At 35.2% G+C, this 16104-nt stretch carries 12 protein-coding genes and 1 tRNA gene; 3 read left to right on the top strand and 10 right to left on the bottom strand.

The genetic code is table 11. The annotated features are described in order from the left end of the window. Position 1: 1 nt before the first annotated feature. Positions 2 to 1534, bottom strand: coding sequence for a peptide MFS transporter (locus Q4500_RS15330; protein WP_303600479.1), 1533 nt, complete (start codon positions 1532 to 1534; stop codon positions 2 to 4). Positions 1535 to 1561: 27 nt separating this feature from the next. Beyond that, positions 1562 to 3727 (bottom strand): S9 family peptidase, encoded by a 2166-nt coding sequence (locus Q4500_RS15325; RefSeq protein WP_303600478.1) that lies wholly within the window; start codon positions 3725 to 3727, stop codon positions 1562 to 1564. 211 nt (positions 3728 to 3938) lie between these two features. On the opposite strand from Q4500_RS15325, the gene Q4500_RS15320 reads away from it, so the two are divergent. Beyond that, a complete protein-coding gene (locus Q4500_RS15320; RefSeq protein WP_303600477.1) occupies positions 3939 to 5255 on the top strand; it encodes a hydroxymethylglutaryl-CoA reductase, degradative in 1317 nt (438 codons plus the stop codon). A 7-nt stretch (positions 5256 to 5262) separates the two neighbouring features. Beyond that, on the top strand, positions 5263 to 6171 hold the full coding sequence (locus Q4500_RS15315) for a GYDIA family GHMP kinase (protein ID WP_303600476.1): 909 nt from the start codon (positions 5263 to 5265) through the stop codon (positions 6169 to 6171). 54 nt (positions 6172 to 6225) lie between these two features. On the opposite strand, the gene Q4500_RS15310 is transcribed toward Q4500_RS15315, so the two are convergent. The 7 genes from Q4500_RS15310 to Q4500_RS15280 all read right to left on the bottom strand — a co-directional run bounded on the left by Q4500_RS15310 (position 6226) and on the right by Q4500_RS15280 (position 13978). After that, positions 6226 to 8343: a peptidylprolyl isomerase gene (locus tag Q4500_RS15310; RefSeq protein ID WP_303600475.1), complete on the bottom strand. Its 2118-nt coding sequence runs from the start codon at positions 8341 to 8343 to the stop codon at positions 6226 to 6228. 110 nt (positions 8344 to 8453) lie between these two features. Beyond that, positions 8454 to 9740: a hemolysin family protein gene (locus Q4500_RS15305; protein WP_303600474.1), complete on the bottom strand. Its 1287-nt coding sequence runs from the start codon at positions 9738 to 9740 to the stop codon at positions 8454 to 8456. Further along, positions 9740 to 9946 (bottom strand): hypothetical protein, encoded by a 207-nt coding sequence (locus tag Q4500_RS15300; protein ID WP_303600473.1) that lies wholly within the window; start codon positions 9944 to 9946, stop codon positions 9740 to 9742. Before Q4500_RS15300 ends, Q4500_RS15305 begins: the two co-directional genes overlap by 1 nt. Next, positions 9939 to 10550 (bottom strand): LPS export ABC transporter periplasmic protein LptC, encoded by a 612-nt coding sequence (gene lptC / locus Q4500_RS15295; protein WP_303600472.1) that lies wholly within the window; start codon positions 10548 to 10550, stop codon positions 9939 to 9941. Before lptC ends, Q4500_RS15300 begins: the two co-directional genes overlap by 8 nt. Positions 10551 to 10555: 5 nt before the next feature. Further along, positions 10556 to 11929 carry a M48 family metallopeptidase gene (locus Q4500_RS15290; protein WP_303600471.1) on the bottom strand — a complete coding sequence of 458 codons (1374 nt, stop codon included), beginning with the start codon at positions 11927 to 11929 and terminating at the stop codon, positions 10556 to 10558. A gap of 33 nt (positions 11930 to 11962) precedes the next feature. Further along, complete coding sequence (locus tag Q4500_RS15285) at positions 11963 to 13249, bottom strand: hypothetical protein (RefSeq protein WP_303600470.1); 1287 nt, start codon at positions 13247 to 13249, stop codon at positions 11963 to 11965. Continuing rightward, positions 13250 to 13978 (bottom strand): type III pantothenate kinase, encoded by a 729-nt coding sequence (locus Q4500_RS15280; protein ID WP_303600469.1) that lies wholly within the window; start codon positions 13976 to 13978, stop codon positions 13250 to 13252. A gap of 100 nt (positions 13979 to 14078) precedes the next feature. Here Q4500_RS15280 and Q4500_RS15275 point away from each other — a divergent pair. Further along, positions 14079 to 14151 (top strand) — tRNA-Phe (locus Q4500_RS15275). 325 nt (positions 14152 to 14476) lie between these two features. Here the strand turns inward: Q4500_RS15275 and Q4500_RS15270 are convergent. Beyond that, positions 14477 to 16060, bottom strand: a complete 1584-nt coding sequence (locus tag Q4500_RS15270; RefSeq protein ID WP_303600468.1) for a glycoside hydrolase family 32 protein — start codon at positions 16058 to 16060, stop codon at positions 14477 to 14479. Positions 16061 to 16104: the final 44 nt, after the last annotated feature.

The raw sequence follows: 16104 nt of genomic DNA, 5'->3' as shown, positions 1-16104 counted from the left end.
ATTAATGCACTTTACCCATTAACTTTTTAATTAACGGAGATGCTAATAGAACTATAACACCTGCACCTAAAGCATATTTTGCAATAAGCATAAAACCATCTGTATACACCGATAAAGTTGCAAATCCGCTTACATCGCCATCTGTACTTTCAATAGCTAATTGTTTACCAATAAAACCTACAATCTGAAATGCAAATGCCGATGACAAAAACCAAACACCCATAATAAAGGCGATTAATCTCATCGGTGCTAAATCGGTCATTTTAGATAAGCCTACAGGAGACATAAATAACTCACCAACCGACAATAAGAAATACATTAACAAAAGATATGTAAAGGGGACAAATCCGCTTTCGTTTGCGCTACCACCACTTAATGCTAAAACATAGAAACTGATTCCTGCAAAAAGTAATCCTAATCCGAATTTATACGGAGTTCTAGGATTCCATTTTTTCTTGCTTAACCAAGTCCACATCATTGAAATCGGAATAGCCAATATAATAATGAACATCGAGTTCAATGAATTTGTTTGCGCCGCAGACATGATGCCTTCTAAATCAATATTTCTAGCTGCAAACAAGGTAATTACACTACCAGACAATTCATGGAAACCCCAGAAAATGGTCATGAAAAATGTAAGTAAAACAGCTACAAATAGCTCTTTTCTTTCCTTAACATTTGCTTTGTACATTTCGTAGGCCAGGTAAGCTAATACCGCAATACCAATACCAGTGAATATAATATTTACAATGTTCTGATCAGCAAACATACCATCAGTCGCAACCGCTTTATAAGATGATAATAAAAGTGCTATTAATGGTGCTGCCAATACAGCTAGTACAGGCACAAGAATACCCTGTTTTACACCAAGTACTTTTTTCTCTAGCACATACTCATTCGGTGGTAATCCCCTATCCCCAAATACGTTGTTTTGAATACCTCTCCAAAAAACGATCAGACCAGTTAACATACCTATACCTGCAAGACCAAAACCATAGTGCCAACCATAGGTAGCCGCTAGCCAACCACATAAAAGTGGAGCTACCCAACCACCAATATTAATACCCATGTAAAAAATGGTAAAACCCGAATCTTTTTTGGGATCTCCTTTTTCATAGAGTGTACCAACAAATGTGGAAATATTTGGCTTAAAAAATCCGTTACCTACAATGATCAATGATAGCGCCAAGAAAAAAGCAATGTCGTTTTCAATAGCCAGAACAAAGTGACCTATAGACATTAAGATTCCCCCTAAGAAAATGGAATTTCGCATCCCTAAAATCTTATCCGATAATTTTCCTCCGATAACTGTAGAGGCATAAACTAATGAACCATAAGAGGAGTAAACAGCTGCTGTTGCATAATCTCTTTCCGCCAAGGCTTTGAAGATTACGTCGATCATATAAAGCGTCAGTAACGCTCGCATACCGTAGAAGCTAAAACGCTCCCACAACTCTGCAAAGAATAAGTAAAATAAACCCTGCGGGTGTCCAAAAATCTGTTTTTGGTCTGAAAATTCAGTACTTTCAGTCATATTGATGTTAGTTTGATTAAAAGTTGATTAAAGTTTTTCTTTTATGAAGTTGGTCATTTTATTGTAGAGGTGAATTCTTGTATTTCCACCATAAATTCCATGATTTTTGTCTGGATAAATTCCCCAATCGAATTGCTTGTCAGCCTGAATTAAAGCTTCTATCATACGCATAGAATTCTGTACATGTACATTATCATCACCAGTACCATGTATCAACAAATAATCACCTTCTAATAACTGCGGGTAATTAAATGGTGAGTTGTCATCATAACCACTTGGGTTTTCTTGCGGAGTTTGCATGTAGCGCTCCGTATAGATAGTATCATAAAAAGCCCATGATGTAACAGGTGCAACGGCAATTGCCATTTCAAAAGTATCGTTACCTTTTAAAATACAATTGGTTGACATAAAGCCACCATAGCTCCAACCCCATATACCCGTTCTTTCTTCATCGATATACGGTAATTCACTTAATTTTTTAGCAGCCGCTATTTGGTCTTCTACCTCATATTTTCCTAATTCTTTTTGAGTAACTTTTTTGAAATCTCTTCCTTTGAATCCGGTTCCACGACCATCAACACAAGCTACAATATACCCTTCAGCTACTAACATTTGGTGCCAGTAATCATTAGCGCCCATCCAACTATTGCTCACATTTTGCGAACCAGGACCACTATACTGATACATAAACAACGGATACTTTTTTGAAGGATCAAAATCTTTTGGCTTTATCATGTACATATTAAGATCATTGCCATTAATAGCAATTGTAGAGAACTCTTTCAGACTCACAGCGTACCCTTCTAACCTCTTCAATAATTGACTATTGTCTTTTATATCTTTAACCTTCTTACCATTAATGGCTTGATGCAAGGTATATACCTGAGGCATTTCTACACTTGAGAATGTATTAATGAAATACGTGAAATCAGTACTAAAAGAAGCGTTGTTAGTTCCTTCAGTTACTGCTAAACCTTTTTTATCATCACCACCGCTGCTAATATTATAAACTCCACGGTTTATAGAACCATTTTCAGTTGATTGATAGTAAATTTTATCTTCGTTTTGGTCGTAACCGTAGTATTTAGTGACTTCCCAATCGCCTTTCGTAATCTGATTCATTAAACTACCATCTTCCCCATAAAGGTAAATATGGTTCCATCCATCTTTTTCGCTGGTCCAGATAAAGCTATCATCTTCTAAAAATGTAAGGTTATCGGTGATATCAACATAGGCATCATCTTTTTCTTCTAATAGAACAGATACATCACCCTTCTTTGCATTTACCGCATACATGGTCAAATGATTTTGATGCCTGTTCAAAGTTTGAACACTCAACATATCTTTATGGTTCATCCATTTAATACGCGGTATGTAATATGCACTATTGGTATTTACCGCAGTAAGCGCTCCACTTGCAACATCTAAAAGATGCAACGTCACTATAGAATTATTCTCGCCAGCTTTTGGATATTTAAATACATGTGGTTGTTGGTATAGCCCAGTTCCATAAACATCCATAGAAAACTCTGGCACGTTGGTTTCATCAAAACGAAGAAAAGCTATTTTAGAACCATCGGCATTCCATTCGAAAGCACGAACAAAAGCAAATTCCTCTTCATATACCCAGTCGGTAACGCCGTTAATTATTTTATTTGATACACCGTCGGTGGTAACCTGCTTGGTTTCACCTGAAACCATATTCAGAATATAAATATTATTGCTCTTTACATAGGCCACCTGATTACCATTTGGCGATAATAATGGTTCTTGAATTTTGTCTGCACTTATTTGAACTACTTTTTTAGAAGCTACATCATACACATAATAAATGCCAAGTTTTGATCTTCTGAATATTGGTTCTACTTCTGTTGAAAGCAAAATCTTTTTTTCGTCTGAACTGAAATCATACGATGAGAAAGAAGATATATCAGCTAAATCTGCTGAAGAAACTACAGTACCAACTTTTTCTAATGTTTTATAATCGTATTTATCAACTGTAGTAACTTGACTGATTCTATTGGTATTAAGAACTGTATATTGGGTGCCATTTTTCATGGATCTAAGAGCATCCATCCCTTCTGTTCTAAAAGTACCTTGATAAATTTCGGCTACTTCAATCTGTTTTTCCTGTGCCCAAGTAATTGCGGAGAGTGAAAGTAAAACCAACGCAAATAAGTGTATTTTTCGCATAAATAATTGAATTTTGTTAAATCTCTCAAGTTTACCACAATTTCCTCAAAAAAACACGCTTTGCAGTGAAAAAGAAAGCGCTTTTAACTCTTTGCCTATCGAAATTAGATTATTGCCAATATGCTTATCTTTACTACCGTAAAATTATGTGCTATTTTTCTAAATCGCGACTTTTACACAACATCGAATATTAGTAGAAAGTTATACCTAAATGACCAAGCCAATAAGTGGTTTCTCCAAACTTACGAAAGAAGAAAAAATAGATTGGGTCACCACAAATTATACCCAAAATGCAACGCAATCAAAGAAAATATTGCAAACCTACTGGAATGAGAATTCTAACATTCAACAACTACACGATGAGTTTATTGAAAATACACTCACCAATCTTTATATGCCATTAGGCATTGCCCCTAATTTTTTAATTAACGAAACGCTTTATGCCATACCCATGGCCATTGAAGAAAGCTCGGTTATTGCAGCCGCCAGTAAAGCGGCAAAATTTTGGCTAAACAAAGGCGGATTCAAAGCTGAGATTATAGGCACCGAAAAAGTAGGTCAGGTTCATTTTATGTTTAAAGGGGAAGCAACTAAGCTGAACTCCTTTTTCACCTATCTAAAACCTATTTTACTTGCCGAAAGTGCTTCTTTGACAACCAATATGGAAAAAAGAGGTGGTGGTATTTCTGATATCGTTCTAAGAGATAAAACCAGCGAACTAGAAAATTACTTTCAACTACACGCCACTTTTCAAACGAAAGATGCCATGGGCGCTAATTTCATCAATAGCTGCTTAGAGCAATTTGCGGCTACATTGAAAAAAGAAGCTACAAATTATAATGAATTCTCAGCCTTAGAGAAAGATGTTGAAGTAGTGATGAGCATACTTTCCAACTACATACCCAATTGTACTGTTCGCGCCGAAGTTAGCTGCCCTGTTGAAGATTTAAAATTAACAGCAGAATTAACGCCGCAACATACCGCAGAAAAAATTATACAAGCGATTAAAATTGCGCAAGTCGAACCTTATCGCGCAGTTACACATAACAAAGGCATTATGAACGGGATTGACGCGGTTGTCTTAGCCACGGGAAATGACTTTAGAGCAGTAGAAGCCGGTGTACATGCATATGCTTGTAAAGACGGACAATATAAAAGCTTAACCCATGCGGAAATTGAAAACGGAATTTTTAAATTCTGGATTGAATTACCCTTAGCTTTAGGTACCGTTGGCGGACTCACAAATTTACATCCGCTAGTGAAACTGAATATGGAGATACTTCAACGACCATCTGCAGAAGAACTTATGCAGATTGTTGCTGTTGCGGGACTTGCGCAGAACTTTGCCGCAGTAAGTTCTTTGGTAACCACCGGAATTCAAAAAGGACATATGAAAATGCACCTGCTGAATATATTAAACCAATTAGGTGCAAATGAAAACGAAAAAACTACGTTGATCGAGTATTTTAAAACCAACCCTGTTACACACCACGGTGTAGAAATTCAACTAAGTAACATAAGAAAGTAAGGTGTCTATGAAAGAATTTTATAGTAATGGAAAATTATTGCTTACAGGTGAATATGCCATTCTTGATGGTGCAAAAGGTTTAGCCTTACCTACATCTTTCGGACAATCATTAAAACTTAGAAATAAAAATTCTGAAACCATTCACTGGTTTAGTGTTGACGAGAATGACGATACTTGGTTTTATGCTGAATTTTCTAAGACAGATTTTAAAACTATTAATACAACTGACGAAGCCGTTTCTGATAGATTACAACAATTACTGACTGAAACACAAAAGTTGAATTCTGAGTTCTTATCACATATTTCAGCATACAGTGTAATTGAAGCTAAAATTACCTTTCCTAAAGATTGGGGATTAGGCACATCTTCTACGTTGATTGCAAATATAGCAGCATGGGCATCAGTTAACCCGTATCAATTATTAGAAACTACATTTGGCGGCAGCGGTTATGATATTGCATGTGCAACACATAATACCGCAATTACTTACCAAAGAAATGGTTTTGAACCAAAAGTAAACGAGGTGATTTTTAGTCCTGATTTTAAAGATGAGTTGTTTTTCGTTTACCTAAATCAAAAAAAAAATAGTAGAGACGCCATTAATAGCTACCGTATCTTAGACATTAACAAAGAGGCTCTTATCACCAAGATTGACGCTATAACTGAAAACATTCAACAGTGTACTGCCATTACTGAGTTTGAAGGTTTATTGAACCAACACGAAGCTATTTTATCAGAAACACTTCAAACACCTACTATTAAAGACTCTCTATTTTCTGATTACTCTAGAACTATTAAAAGCTTAGGAGCTTGGGGCGGAGATTTTGTGCTAGCAACAGGCACTGAAGATGACATGCAATACTTCAAAAAAAAAGGATACAATACCATTCTCCCCTATTCAAAAATGGTACTATAAAAAAAGAGCATCCAAATTGGATGCTCTTTTTTTATATAAATCTTTAAGTAACTACTAGTAGAAAGCAGCTCTCTTATCTTCTATTTCAGAACCGTCTTTCAACGCATTATAAACTGCAGTGTTTACACGGCTAGCTGCTCCTGTTTTTAGAGTATTAGCATATACACTATAGTTATCTAATTTCGGAGCTTCTGTTTTCTTCACGATTTCAATTTTGAAAATTCCTGTATTTCCTTGAATCAACCCTGAAGTTGCACCAGCAGCCATTCCGTAAGCAGTACCTACTACAACTGGCTCACTACCTGCGCCAGGTATTGTTGGCGATTTTACTGTTAAAGCAGAACCATTTGAAATACTTACACCGTTATCAGATGCAATAGCACTCATATCCTTACCCTTGTTAGCTGCGATGATTTTCGCTGCCTTACGTTCTTTTCTAATAATAGGCAGAACAAGCACAGAAGCATCTTCAGCACTCATTACACCTTCAGCATAACTACCTGTTAACTGAACAACCGCATAACCGTTATTGATGTTAAATCTCTTTACATCGCCAACTTTAGTATCACCGTTAAAAGCCCACTGAACAATGTTTCTTTGATTCGTTAAGCCAGGAAGATTTTCATCTAAAGCCTTAATCTTATTTACCGGACGAACTACATATTCATCTTTCTTAGCCAATGTTGAAAATGCACTTTCATCATCTGTAGTCTCCATTTCAAATTTAGTAGCACTTGTAAACAATGTATTAATTGTCTCTTCTGATGCAACAATTTCTCTTGAGATGGTAGCAACTTGAACTACATCTTCTTTGTCATCTATTTTGATAACGTGAAAACCGAAATCAGTTTCAACCAAACCAATTGAACCTTCATTATTATTAAATGCAAAGTCATTGAATTTAGGAACCATAACTCCTTTTTGGAAATATCCTAAATCTCCACCGTTCGGTGCAGAAGGTCCGTCAGAGTTATCTCTTGCCAATTCTGAAAATACTACTCCAGATTTCTTAGCCTCTCTTAATAATTCTTTTGCTTTAGCTTCAGCTTCTTCTTTTGTTCTAGTAACAGCAGGATTAGCTCTCGTTGCACCTGTGTAAGCCAATAAAATATGACTAGCTTTTACAGAACCATTTGGCTTTCTAGCGATCATTTTTGAAATCTTGTACGAAGCTCCATCTTTATAAGGACCGTAGATCTGACCAACATTTAAACTCATCAATGTATCAGCAACACTAGAAGGTAAATTCTTCTTAGCTTTAAAGATAGTATCAAACTTAGTGTCTGAATATCTATCTAAAAATGCAGTAACATCTTTTGTATTTCTAAAACCTTTAATAGTATCATTACGATCTGTTTGAGAATTGTACTCAACTGTATCATCTAAAAGTTTTGTGATTTCGTCTTTAATAGCTGTTTGATCAGCTTCAGATGGTTTTTCTTGAAAATATACATATTGCAAATCTCTAGCAGGATCCTGCTTATACTCATCTTTATGCTTACTAACGTAATCAGCAATTTCACTTTTAGAAACAGAAATAGTACTATCTGCAATTGAAGTGTAAGGTACTCTTACGTACTTAAGGTCCATTTTTTCGTTAGCCAACTTATAATCTAACTCACCTTCTTTCAAAGTAGCACCTACACCAGCTCTTACCATATTAAAGTAAGTCTGCTCTTTTGCCAATTCAATAATTTCATCTTCCGTTTGCAACCAAGCTTCGTATTGTGCAGGGTTGTTAACTTTCCAATCTGCTACAGTTTGCCTGAACATGTTAGCATCGAACTGACCGTTCTGATCTTGAAACTGAGGATTTTGCGCATAACCGGTAGTTCTAAGAAAATCAACAATTTGATCTTGCTCTATACCAATACCTAAATCTTCAAATTGCTCACCTAAGATTGTCTTTCTTACTTTGTTCTCCCAAACCTGGTTTACAACCTGCATAGATGATGCTGTTGGACCAACTCTATTTGAAGCAACTTCAACTTCTCTTCTGAATTCATCAATAGAAATATCTTCTCCATTAATTTCAGCTACTGATGAGCCTACTTTTTCTCCTCCAAAATTGCTACTGGTAAAAACCCCAGAAATAACAAATGCAAAAAGTGCTAAACCTATTATCAAGATTAACACTGTTGTACGTTTCCTAATATTTTCTAATACTGCCATTCTAATTAACGTTTAAAATAATCGTTTGTGGTTATTGGGAGGCAAAACTACCATTTTTAATTGAAATAATAAAAACTAAAAAGCCTCCTAATTTATTGATTGATGCACTGTTATTCCTCTTCTAAAACTTCTATGGAAATCAAATCGATTTTGGTGTTAGAAACTTCTAGCACAGTAAACTTATAAGACGCTATGGTAAGCTCTACTTCTTTATCTGGAATTTCCCCTAGGGTATGTACCAAAAGACCGCCTAAGGTCTCATATTCATCTGATACCGGAAGATTTAATTTATGGTTTTCGTTAATATCATCAACCTCTAATCTTGCAGAGAACAAAAAGTGACGTTCATCAACTACTTCTTCTCTTAAATCTGTAGTATCATGTTCATCTTCTATTTCTCCAAATAGCTCTTCTACAATATCTTCTACCGTAACAAGACCAGATGTTCCACCATACTCATCTAAAACTACTGCTATACTCTTGCGTTTTTTAATCAACACGTTTAGTATATCTTGAATTAGCATTGTTTCTGGAACAAATTCTACAGGTAATAAAATACTTTTTATAGTTTTTGGCTTCTTGAATAATTCATAAGAATGCACATAGCCAATTACATTATCTACCGTGTCATTAAATACTAATATTTTGGAGTAGCCCGTTTCTGTAAATAGTTTTGCTAAATTTTTAGGCGTCTCATGCATTTCTACAGCTACAATTTCTGTTCTTGGAACCATAACCTCGCGCGCTTTTACAGCCGCAAATTCTAATGCATTCTGAAATATTTGTATTTCGGTATCAACCTCATCTTCTTCCTCTATAGTTTCCATCTGTTCGGTAATATAATCACCCAACTCTAGTTTGCTAAAAGCGAATTGCACTTCATCGCCAGATGTTCCAAAAACATATTTCAATATCAAATCAGAAATCCAAATAATAAAATCTGAAATAAAAGAGAATAATATGTAAAATAAAAATGCTGGGATTGCCAATAACTTCAACAGGTTATTTGCATAAATCTGAAAAAGTACCTTTGGCAAAAACTCCGCTGTTATCAAAATAATAAAGGTAGAAATCAACGTTTGGGTCAACAGGCTAAAATCTGTTATTAACAACTTTAAAAGAGCATTATCTGGCACAATACCTGCAAACCAATTCATAAGTACTTCGCCCATGAAAAGACCATAAATAACCAGTGCTATATTGTTGCCAATAAGCATGGTTGCAATAAACTTAGATGGTTTTTTGGTTAATCTAGTTAATACCCTAGCCAAAAAACCCTCTTGTTTTTTCTCTATTTCAATATGGATTTTGTTCGCAGAAATAAAGGCAATTTCCATTCCTGAGAAAAATGCTGAAAAAATCAAGGAAAGTATAATGATAATACTGGCTGTACCCACTATTTGTTTTGATTATCCCGTTTACGTTGTTCGAATTTTTTTCTGTAGTTTCTTCTAAACAAGAACATACCTATAGATACTATAGCAAAAAATATGAAAAAATAAGCCATACTCCTATCCGTATTCCAATCTGTAAAAATTCTAAAAATTGAAAAACCAGCTACTATTAAATATAAGTACTCTGTATACCTTAATATTTTAATCATTCTCTTGTTCTTTATCTTCTTTAATCAACATAAGACCATAGGTTTTGTGTGCATTTAAAAACTTGAGATCTTTCTGAATATCCATTCCTTCACCATCCATCACCGTTCCATCATCAGGATTGGTAAATGTAAATTTCTCTTGCGTAAATGCCCATTCATTACCGCGATCATAATACAATTGAGATGTTGCTAATTTCTTACCATCATCACTTTTTATAAGCACATTACCGCGCAAATCTACGATAGAAGTCTTAGAGTACAATACCCCGAAGTCTGCTTCTATTGTTGTTTTTTCATTTTTTTCATTAAAAATCTCTACCAATAAGCCTTCTGGAAAGGTTTGATACGGAAAAGACAGCTGCTCAAAATCGTTTCTTATAGGTCCTGATAGCACCGCCAAAACTCTAGAAGACCCTTCATCTTCAGACCCTAATTTTTCAGGAGATTCGGTATAGGTGGCTACGAAGTTTTGTGCCACACTTCTAGGAAAAACATCTTTTGCAGCTTCTTCACCTACTCTCTTGTAATCATCTTTACAAGATAAAAAAAGCATTGCCATGGTACATACCACGGCAATGCCTTTAAAATTTTTAATCTGTATCATTTTTTCTATAAAGAAGGTACTTTCACGCTACCACCAACCCAACAGTTGAAAGTAACAGTTTTACCAGCCATACCTGAGCTAAAGATCATTTCTTTAGAAGGCGCTTTTGCACTATAGCTATTTGCAGCTTGACTCGAAGAACCACTTAATGAAGGATCTACTCTACCTGCTTTTCTTGCCATATCTGCAGCTTTCCAATACATTGCTCTTTTTTCGAAAGCAGATGTACCACAACCGTTTGCACTTGTTGCATATAAGTTAGCAATTAATAAATAAGCACGACCGTTAGATGGGTTAGCATCAATTGCTTTCTGAGCGTATTTACGAGCAGTAGACTTACTACCTTTTCTTTTATTAATAACCGCTACTTTGTAAGCAATTTTAGATTTCTTCTCGTTATTTGTTTCTAAAGACAATGCTTTATCAAAATCTGCAAGAGCACCTGAGCTATCTCCATTCTTCATTTTCAAAGTACCACCATATACATAAGCATCGGCAGATGGATCCAACCTTAACTGCGCTTCGAATAATTTTTGGAACATTGGATCATCTGTACATTCTTTGTTGAACATAAGACCAACAGCTCTTTTTACCCAAACAACATCGTTCTTTTTCTCTTCAAAACTCTTTTCGTAAAGAGGAATTAAGTTGCTACAATCTGCTAAAGGACCTAATTTAGAATCGATACTTCCTGCGATTTTACCGTAAACTTCAGAATAAGAATTGTAAGACTTTAAACGAGACTTTTCTTTAGAAGTTAATGTACCAGCTTCTTCTTTAGGTAAAAGCTTTGCAATTTTACCTGTAATTTTTTCATTTTCTACTTCAATTTTTTCTGTAACAGCATCGTATACATCAAAAACTTCTTGCAAATCTTTTCTACCAGCCTTATTCTCATCAACTAAACTAGAGAAATAGATATATAATGCTTTCGGGCTAGTGAAATTCTCTTGATCCTTTGTAAAGGCATCACTTAACATGCTGTACATTTTAGCATCGTCAGCCATTTTATTATCGTACATTACTAAAGCTTTATCAACTTCAGTTTCACCTTGACTAGTTTTAGATGCAAAATGCTTTAATTTATTATCGTAAAGACCCATAAGATCATTTGCAAACTTCTCCTTGTCAGCACCAGTCGCATTTTTCATCTTATCTTTAAGTATACGTTCACCATATACATAGATAGCGTTATTTAGTTGAGGACAAGTTTCATAAACCATTTTCCATGGCTCATAAGCCGCATCATAATTTTTAACTTTCGAATGCTCAGAAAATATAGATAAGTTAGTCATACATTCAGGGTTCTGTGCCTGTGCATTACTTACTCCCATCATCCCTAGGATCATTATTGCCGTGAAGTAAAGTTTCGATTTCATATTTCTTTTTTTAAATGGTTAATGTACTAAATTTTAATTTATTTTTCTCTTCTGGAACCAACGATCGTTTAACGAAAGACCTACATTGAATTTAAAATAACTTTCCTCAATTAAATTCGCCCTAGTCGTTCCTCTTCGTCCAAATTCAAATCCTAAATTAAGATTAGAGAAACTTCTTCCCAGTGGTAAGCCTAATCCAAAAGTTATGCCAAAGTTATTAATATCAACATTATCGATAAGCATACCCGTATTATCTAAACGCACCCCCGCACGGTAAGTAACTCTTTTTAAGTAACTTGTAAAAGAATCATGATCAGGTGTTATAAAAGCACCAAATGCGTACGAACTTGCATCTTTATACATTTCATTCTCTGTTCCTAAGAAAACATTTTCAAAAGAACTCATTTTCTGAAAACTATATTCAGCACCAACAAACCATTTATAATCCTCTCCGTAACCTAAACCTATTGTGGTGGTCGTAGGTATCTTAAATTCTGTATTTCTTAAATTTTCAGCATCTAAATCAACATCAATTTCTTCAATATTACCCCCGTTTGCGATAGAAAACGAACCAATTTGCCTACTATTCTCGGAAATAAGATTACCTTGAGTATTTACACGAATAGAAGAATGTAACCGGTTTCTACCCTTAATTAGTGGAGAATAATTTAAAGCATAATTAAAATCGAAGCCATTTATTCTTGAACTTCGCCTATCAAACGTTCCAAATTGTATTCCTTCAATTTGCTGTAATCGCTCTGCATCGATAGTACCAAAGTTAAAATTAACGGTAGCACCAATACTTAAATCTTTAATAACTTCGTAACCGACCGAATAAAAAACACGATTCAATCCACCCTCTCCATTATAAATATTAACTAAAGACTTGTCAATATTTGTTTGCTCCTCTACTAGATTATAACCAACTGAGGAGTACGGCATAACACCAAAGCCCATTCCCAATCCTTTACCAAGACTAAAACCTAATGCCAAGTAATCTAGAGTAGTAACTGAACTTTTTTCTTCCTCAGTATAACTCTTAAGTTGATAATTTTTGTTGGAGACGCCAGCGGTATAGACCACAAGACCTTCTCTATCCATAACTTCTAAACCTAATTTACCGTATGCGGCAGGGTTTTTCAAGTTAAGATGGACACTATCTGCGTATACGCCAATACCTCCCATCATTTGATTTTCTACAGTACTCCCGCTCTTTAATTCACCTAATCCAAAAAAAGAATAGGGAGAAACGGTACCATCTTGAGCGTACATACCCACGGTGGTTATGTATACAATTGCAATTACAATTTTTCTGATCATTTAGTGCTTGTTGTATTCCAGCAAATAATTAAGCCCTTTCAGGAGAAATTTGGAATCCGCAAATATGGTATTTTTTAATCGTTTAGACAAAAATAGTGTATCACCCCCTGTTAAAATAATTGTTAAATCTTTAAATCGAGCCTTATAAAGATCAATGACACCGTCTATTTCAAGAGATATACCATTTACAACCCCGCTGTGAAGACAATTCTCTGTTGTATTACCTATATAGTCTAAAAGTTCTTTTTTTTCGAGTAATGGCAATTTTGCCGTTTGCTCATGCATTGCATTATAGCGCATTTGAACACCCGGAGAAATAGCCCCACCTAAATATTCGTCAAAATCATTTAACATATCATAAGTTACACATGTACCTGCATCTATCACCAAATTATTCTTATGCGGATTAAAATAATAGGCCGCTGTCGCCAAAGCCAAACGATCTACACCCAAAGTCTGAGGTGACGCATAAGAGTTCTTAAATGGCACTTTCGAGGCATTTGAAAGCTCGTGTAGATCACAAAAAACGGCCACAACCTTCATTTGCGCCTTAGAAAGTGATCCAACACTAGAAACTATTGCACCTTGAATTTTCGTGTATTCTTTGAAGATTTTTTTAATAGCTTCTACAAACAAATCGACAACAACAGTCTCTAAATGAATTATTTCTGACTTTTTAAAGATTGCTAACTTCACGTTTGTATTACCCGCATCAATTATTAAATTCATGTTACAAAGATTAAAAATTAAAAAAACATTTTTCTTTTTTCACGATTTTGTTTGTAAATCATAAAATTGAAATTATATTTGCAGCCGCTTATAGCGACATGGTGCCTTAGCTCAGTTGGTAGAGCAATGGACTGAAAATCCATGTGTCCCTGGTTCGATTCCTGGAGGCACCACAATAAATCCTTACTTTACGGTAAGGATTTTTTTGTTTTAATACCCTCCTTCCCTAGTGCAAAAATATATAGGGTAGCTCTTGAATCATAGAATAGGTCTGTTCATTTCACATTTAAATCGACAAAAAGATTTCAGAATTACACTAGAGGTTATAACCTAATATAATGATGAGCACATCATCATAGCCTACGTTTCAGTAACCACAATTAACCCAACTTTAGCTTAGAGACACCAAAATATACCTAGCAAATTACATAAAAAACGAACATAGTAATTTGACATACAGACGAATAAGTATTAATCTACTCGACAACACTGCAGAGACTAATCCCAAACACGCTCTACTTTATGCTCTGTAAAGTCTTCTATAACTAACTCTTCTTCTGAATTATTCACTATCGTAATCGCCCTAAAAAATTCATTAGGAAATATTTGATTGGTCATTACATACTGACCGCCATTTATAAAAAGTTCTAATGAAGAATGATCTAGTAGAAATACTATTTCAATTAGACCATCTGGTAAACTCGGAATTTTCATTTGCTGAACTCCCGGCGAAAATTTATCACTAAAATCAACATTGCCCGATTTTCTTCGATCTAGTGTAACCACTTTTTTATCCCTATCAATATCAATACTTAGACTATCTCCGTTTTTATTCCTAAAATACATTTGAGTATTTGGAACGGACAAGGTGAATTTCGTCTTGCTTTGGTTGCCGTACTTCAGCGGAATAATTCTTTTTCTAGTAGGTTGAATCTTTATTATACTTTCTGGGTATGCCAAGGCAACATGCTTTTCAAAACCTATTACAGGATAATTAAATAATGATACTTCATCACCAACCTTGCGCAAAGTCAACGCTCTTGGTACTGTCATTGCACTACGCCATTTTTCAGTAGGCGTTTCACGGGCATAGTCCCAATTACTCATCCAACCAATAAATATGCGTTCATTATTCGGTGTGTCGTTATAGGTCACACCTGCATAATTATCTCTACCCAAATCTATCCACTTATGTTCTACTTGGTCTGTGGTAAATGTTGTACCATCAAAATCTCCTATAAAATATTGCGTGCCACTACCTCCATTTGGCGCACCAGGATTTATACTAATTAAAAGCACCCATTTTACCTCATCGGTACCTTCTATTTTTAATGGAAACAAATCTGGGCATTCCCATACGCCACCATGCGCACCGGTATCTTTACCGAACTCACTTACTTTTTTCCACTCTTTTAAATTGGGCGAATTCCATATTTGTAAATGATCCCCAGCCACTAAAAGCATTGTCCAAACCTCAGTTTTATCATTCCAAAAAACTTTTGGATCTCTGAAATCTTTAATTCCCGTATTTTCAATTACAGGGTTGTTCTCATACTTCGTCCAACTATCACCATTATCTAAACTATAGGCAATACCTTGTGTTTGAAAATCATTTTGCCCAGCTTTCTCACCTGCCATATCATGATAAGTGAAAATTGCCACCATGGCGGGATTATCTTTTATACCAAAGCCCGATGTATTGTTATGATCCACCACAGCACTACCTGAGAATATGAATCCGTTTTCATCAGGAAATAAAGCAATTGGTTTATGCTTCCAAACCATCATATCTTTACTAACCGCATGACCCCAATGCATGGGTCCCCAAATTGTACTATCTGGATAATATTGGTAAAAAAGGTGATACAAGCTATCTTTATAAACCAACCCGTTAGGATCATTCATCCATTTTTCTTCTGGCGTAAAATGATATTGTGGTCTATATTTTTCTATATAATACCCCGTTGGGATCTCTTCTTCTTCGATCAATTCTTGCTTTACCTCTTGTTTACAACTGAAATTGAAAATAACACACAGAAATACAAATACTGCTAAACCTTTATTTTGCAAAGTTTTAACCATAAATTCACTTTTATACCGGTACTTCTTAAATGCTAATTATAGTA

This window comes from Maribacter sp. 1_MG-2023 (genome assembly GCF_030547005.1).
Taxonomy (GTDB): Bacteria; Bacteroidota; Bacteroidia; order Flavobacteriales; family Flavobacteriaceae; genus Maribacter.
This window is presented reverse-complemented; position numbering and strand designations above follow the sequence as displayed.

Excerpts from the sequence above, each read along its gene's own strand:
- Q4500_RS15325 (WP_303600478.1), bottom strand. The coding sequence starts at position 3,727 with ATGCGAAAAATACACTTATTTGCGTTGGTTTTACTTTCACTCTCCGCA.
- Q4500_RS15280 (WP_303600469.1), bottom strand. The coding sequence starts at position 13,978 with ATGAATTTAATAATTGATGCGGGTAATACAAACGTGAAGTTAGCAATC.
- lptC (WP_303600472.1), bottom strand. The coding sequence starts at position 10,550 with ATGATACAGATTAAAAATTTTAAAGGCATTGCCGTGGTATGTACCATG.
- Q4500_RS15290 (WP_303600471.1), bottom strand. The coding sequence starts at position 11,929 with ATGAAATCGAAACTTTACTTCACGGCAATAATGATCCTAGGGATGATG.
- Q4500_RS15330 (WP_303600479.1), bottom strand. The coding sequence starts at position 1,534 with ATGACTGAAAGTACTGAATTTTCAGACCAAAAACAGATTTTTGGACAC.
- Q4500_RS15310 (WP_303600475.1), bottom strand. The coding sequence starts at position 8,343 with ATGGCAGTATTAGAAAATATTAGGAAACGTACAACAGTGTTAATCTTG.
- Q4500_RS15300 (WP_303600473.1), bottom strand. The coding sequence starts at position 9,946 with ATGATTAAAATATTAAGGTATACAGAGTACTTATATTTAATAGTAGCT.
- Q4500_RS15270 (WP_303600468.1), bottom strand. The coding sequence starts at position 16,060 with ATGGTTAAAACTTTGCAAAATAAAGGTTTAGCAGTATTTGTATTTCTG.
- Q4500_RS15285 (WP_303600470.1), bottom strand. The coding sequence starts at position 13,249 with ATGATCAGAAAAATTGTAATTGCAATTGTATACATAACCACCGTGGGT.
- Q4500_RS15320 (WP_303600477.1), top strand. The coding sequence starts at position 3,939 with ATGACCAAGCCAATAAGTGGTTTCTCCAAACTTACGAAAGAAGAAAAA.
- Q4500_RS15315 (WP_303600476.1), top strand. The coding sequence starts at position 5,263 with ATGAAAGAATTTTATAGTAATGGAAAATTATTGCTTACAGGTGAATAT.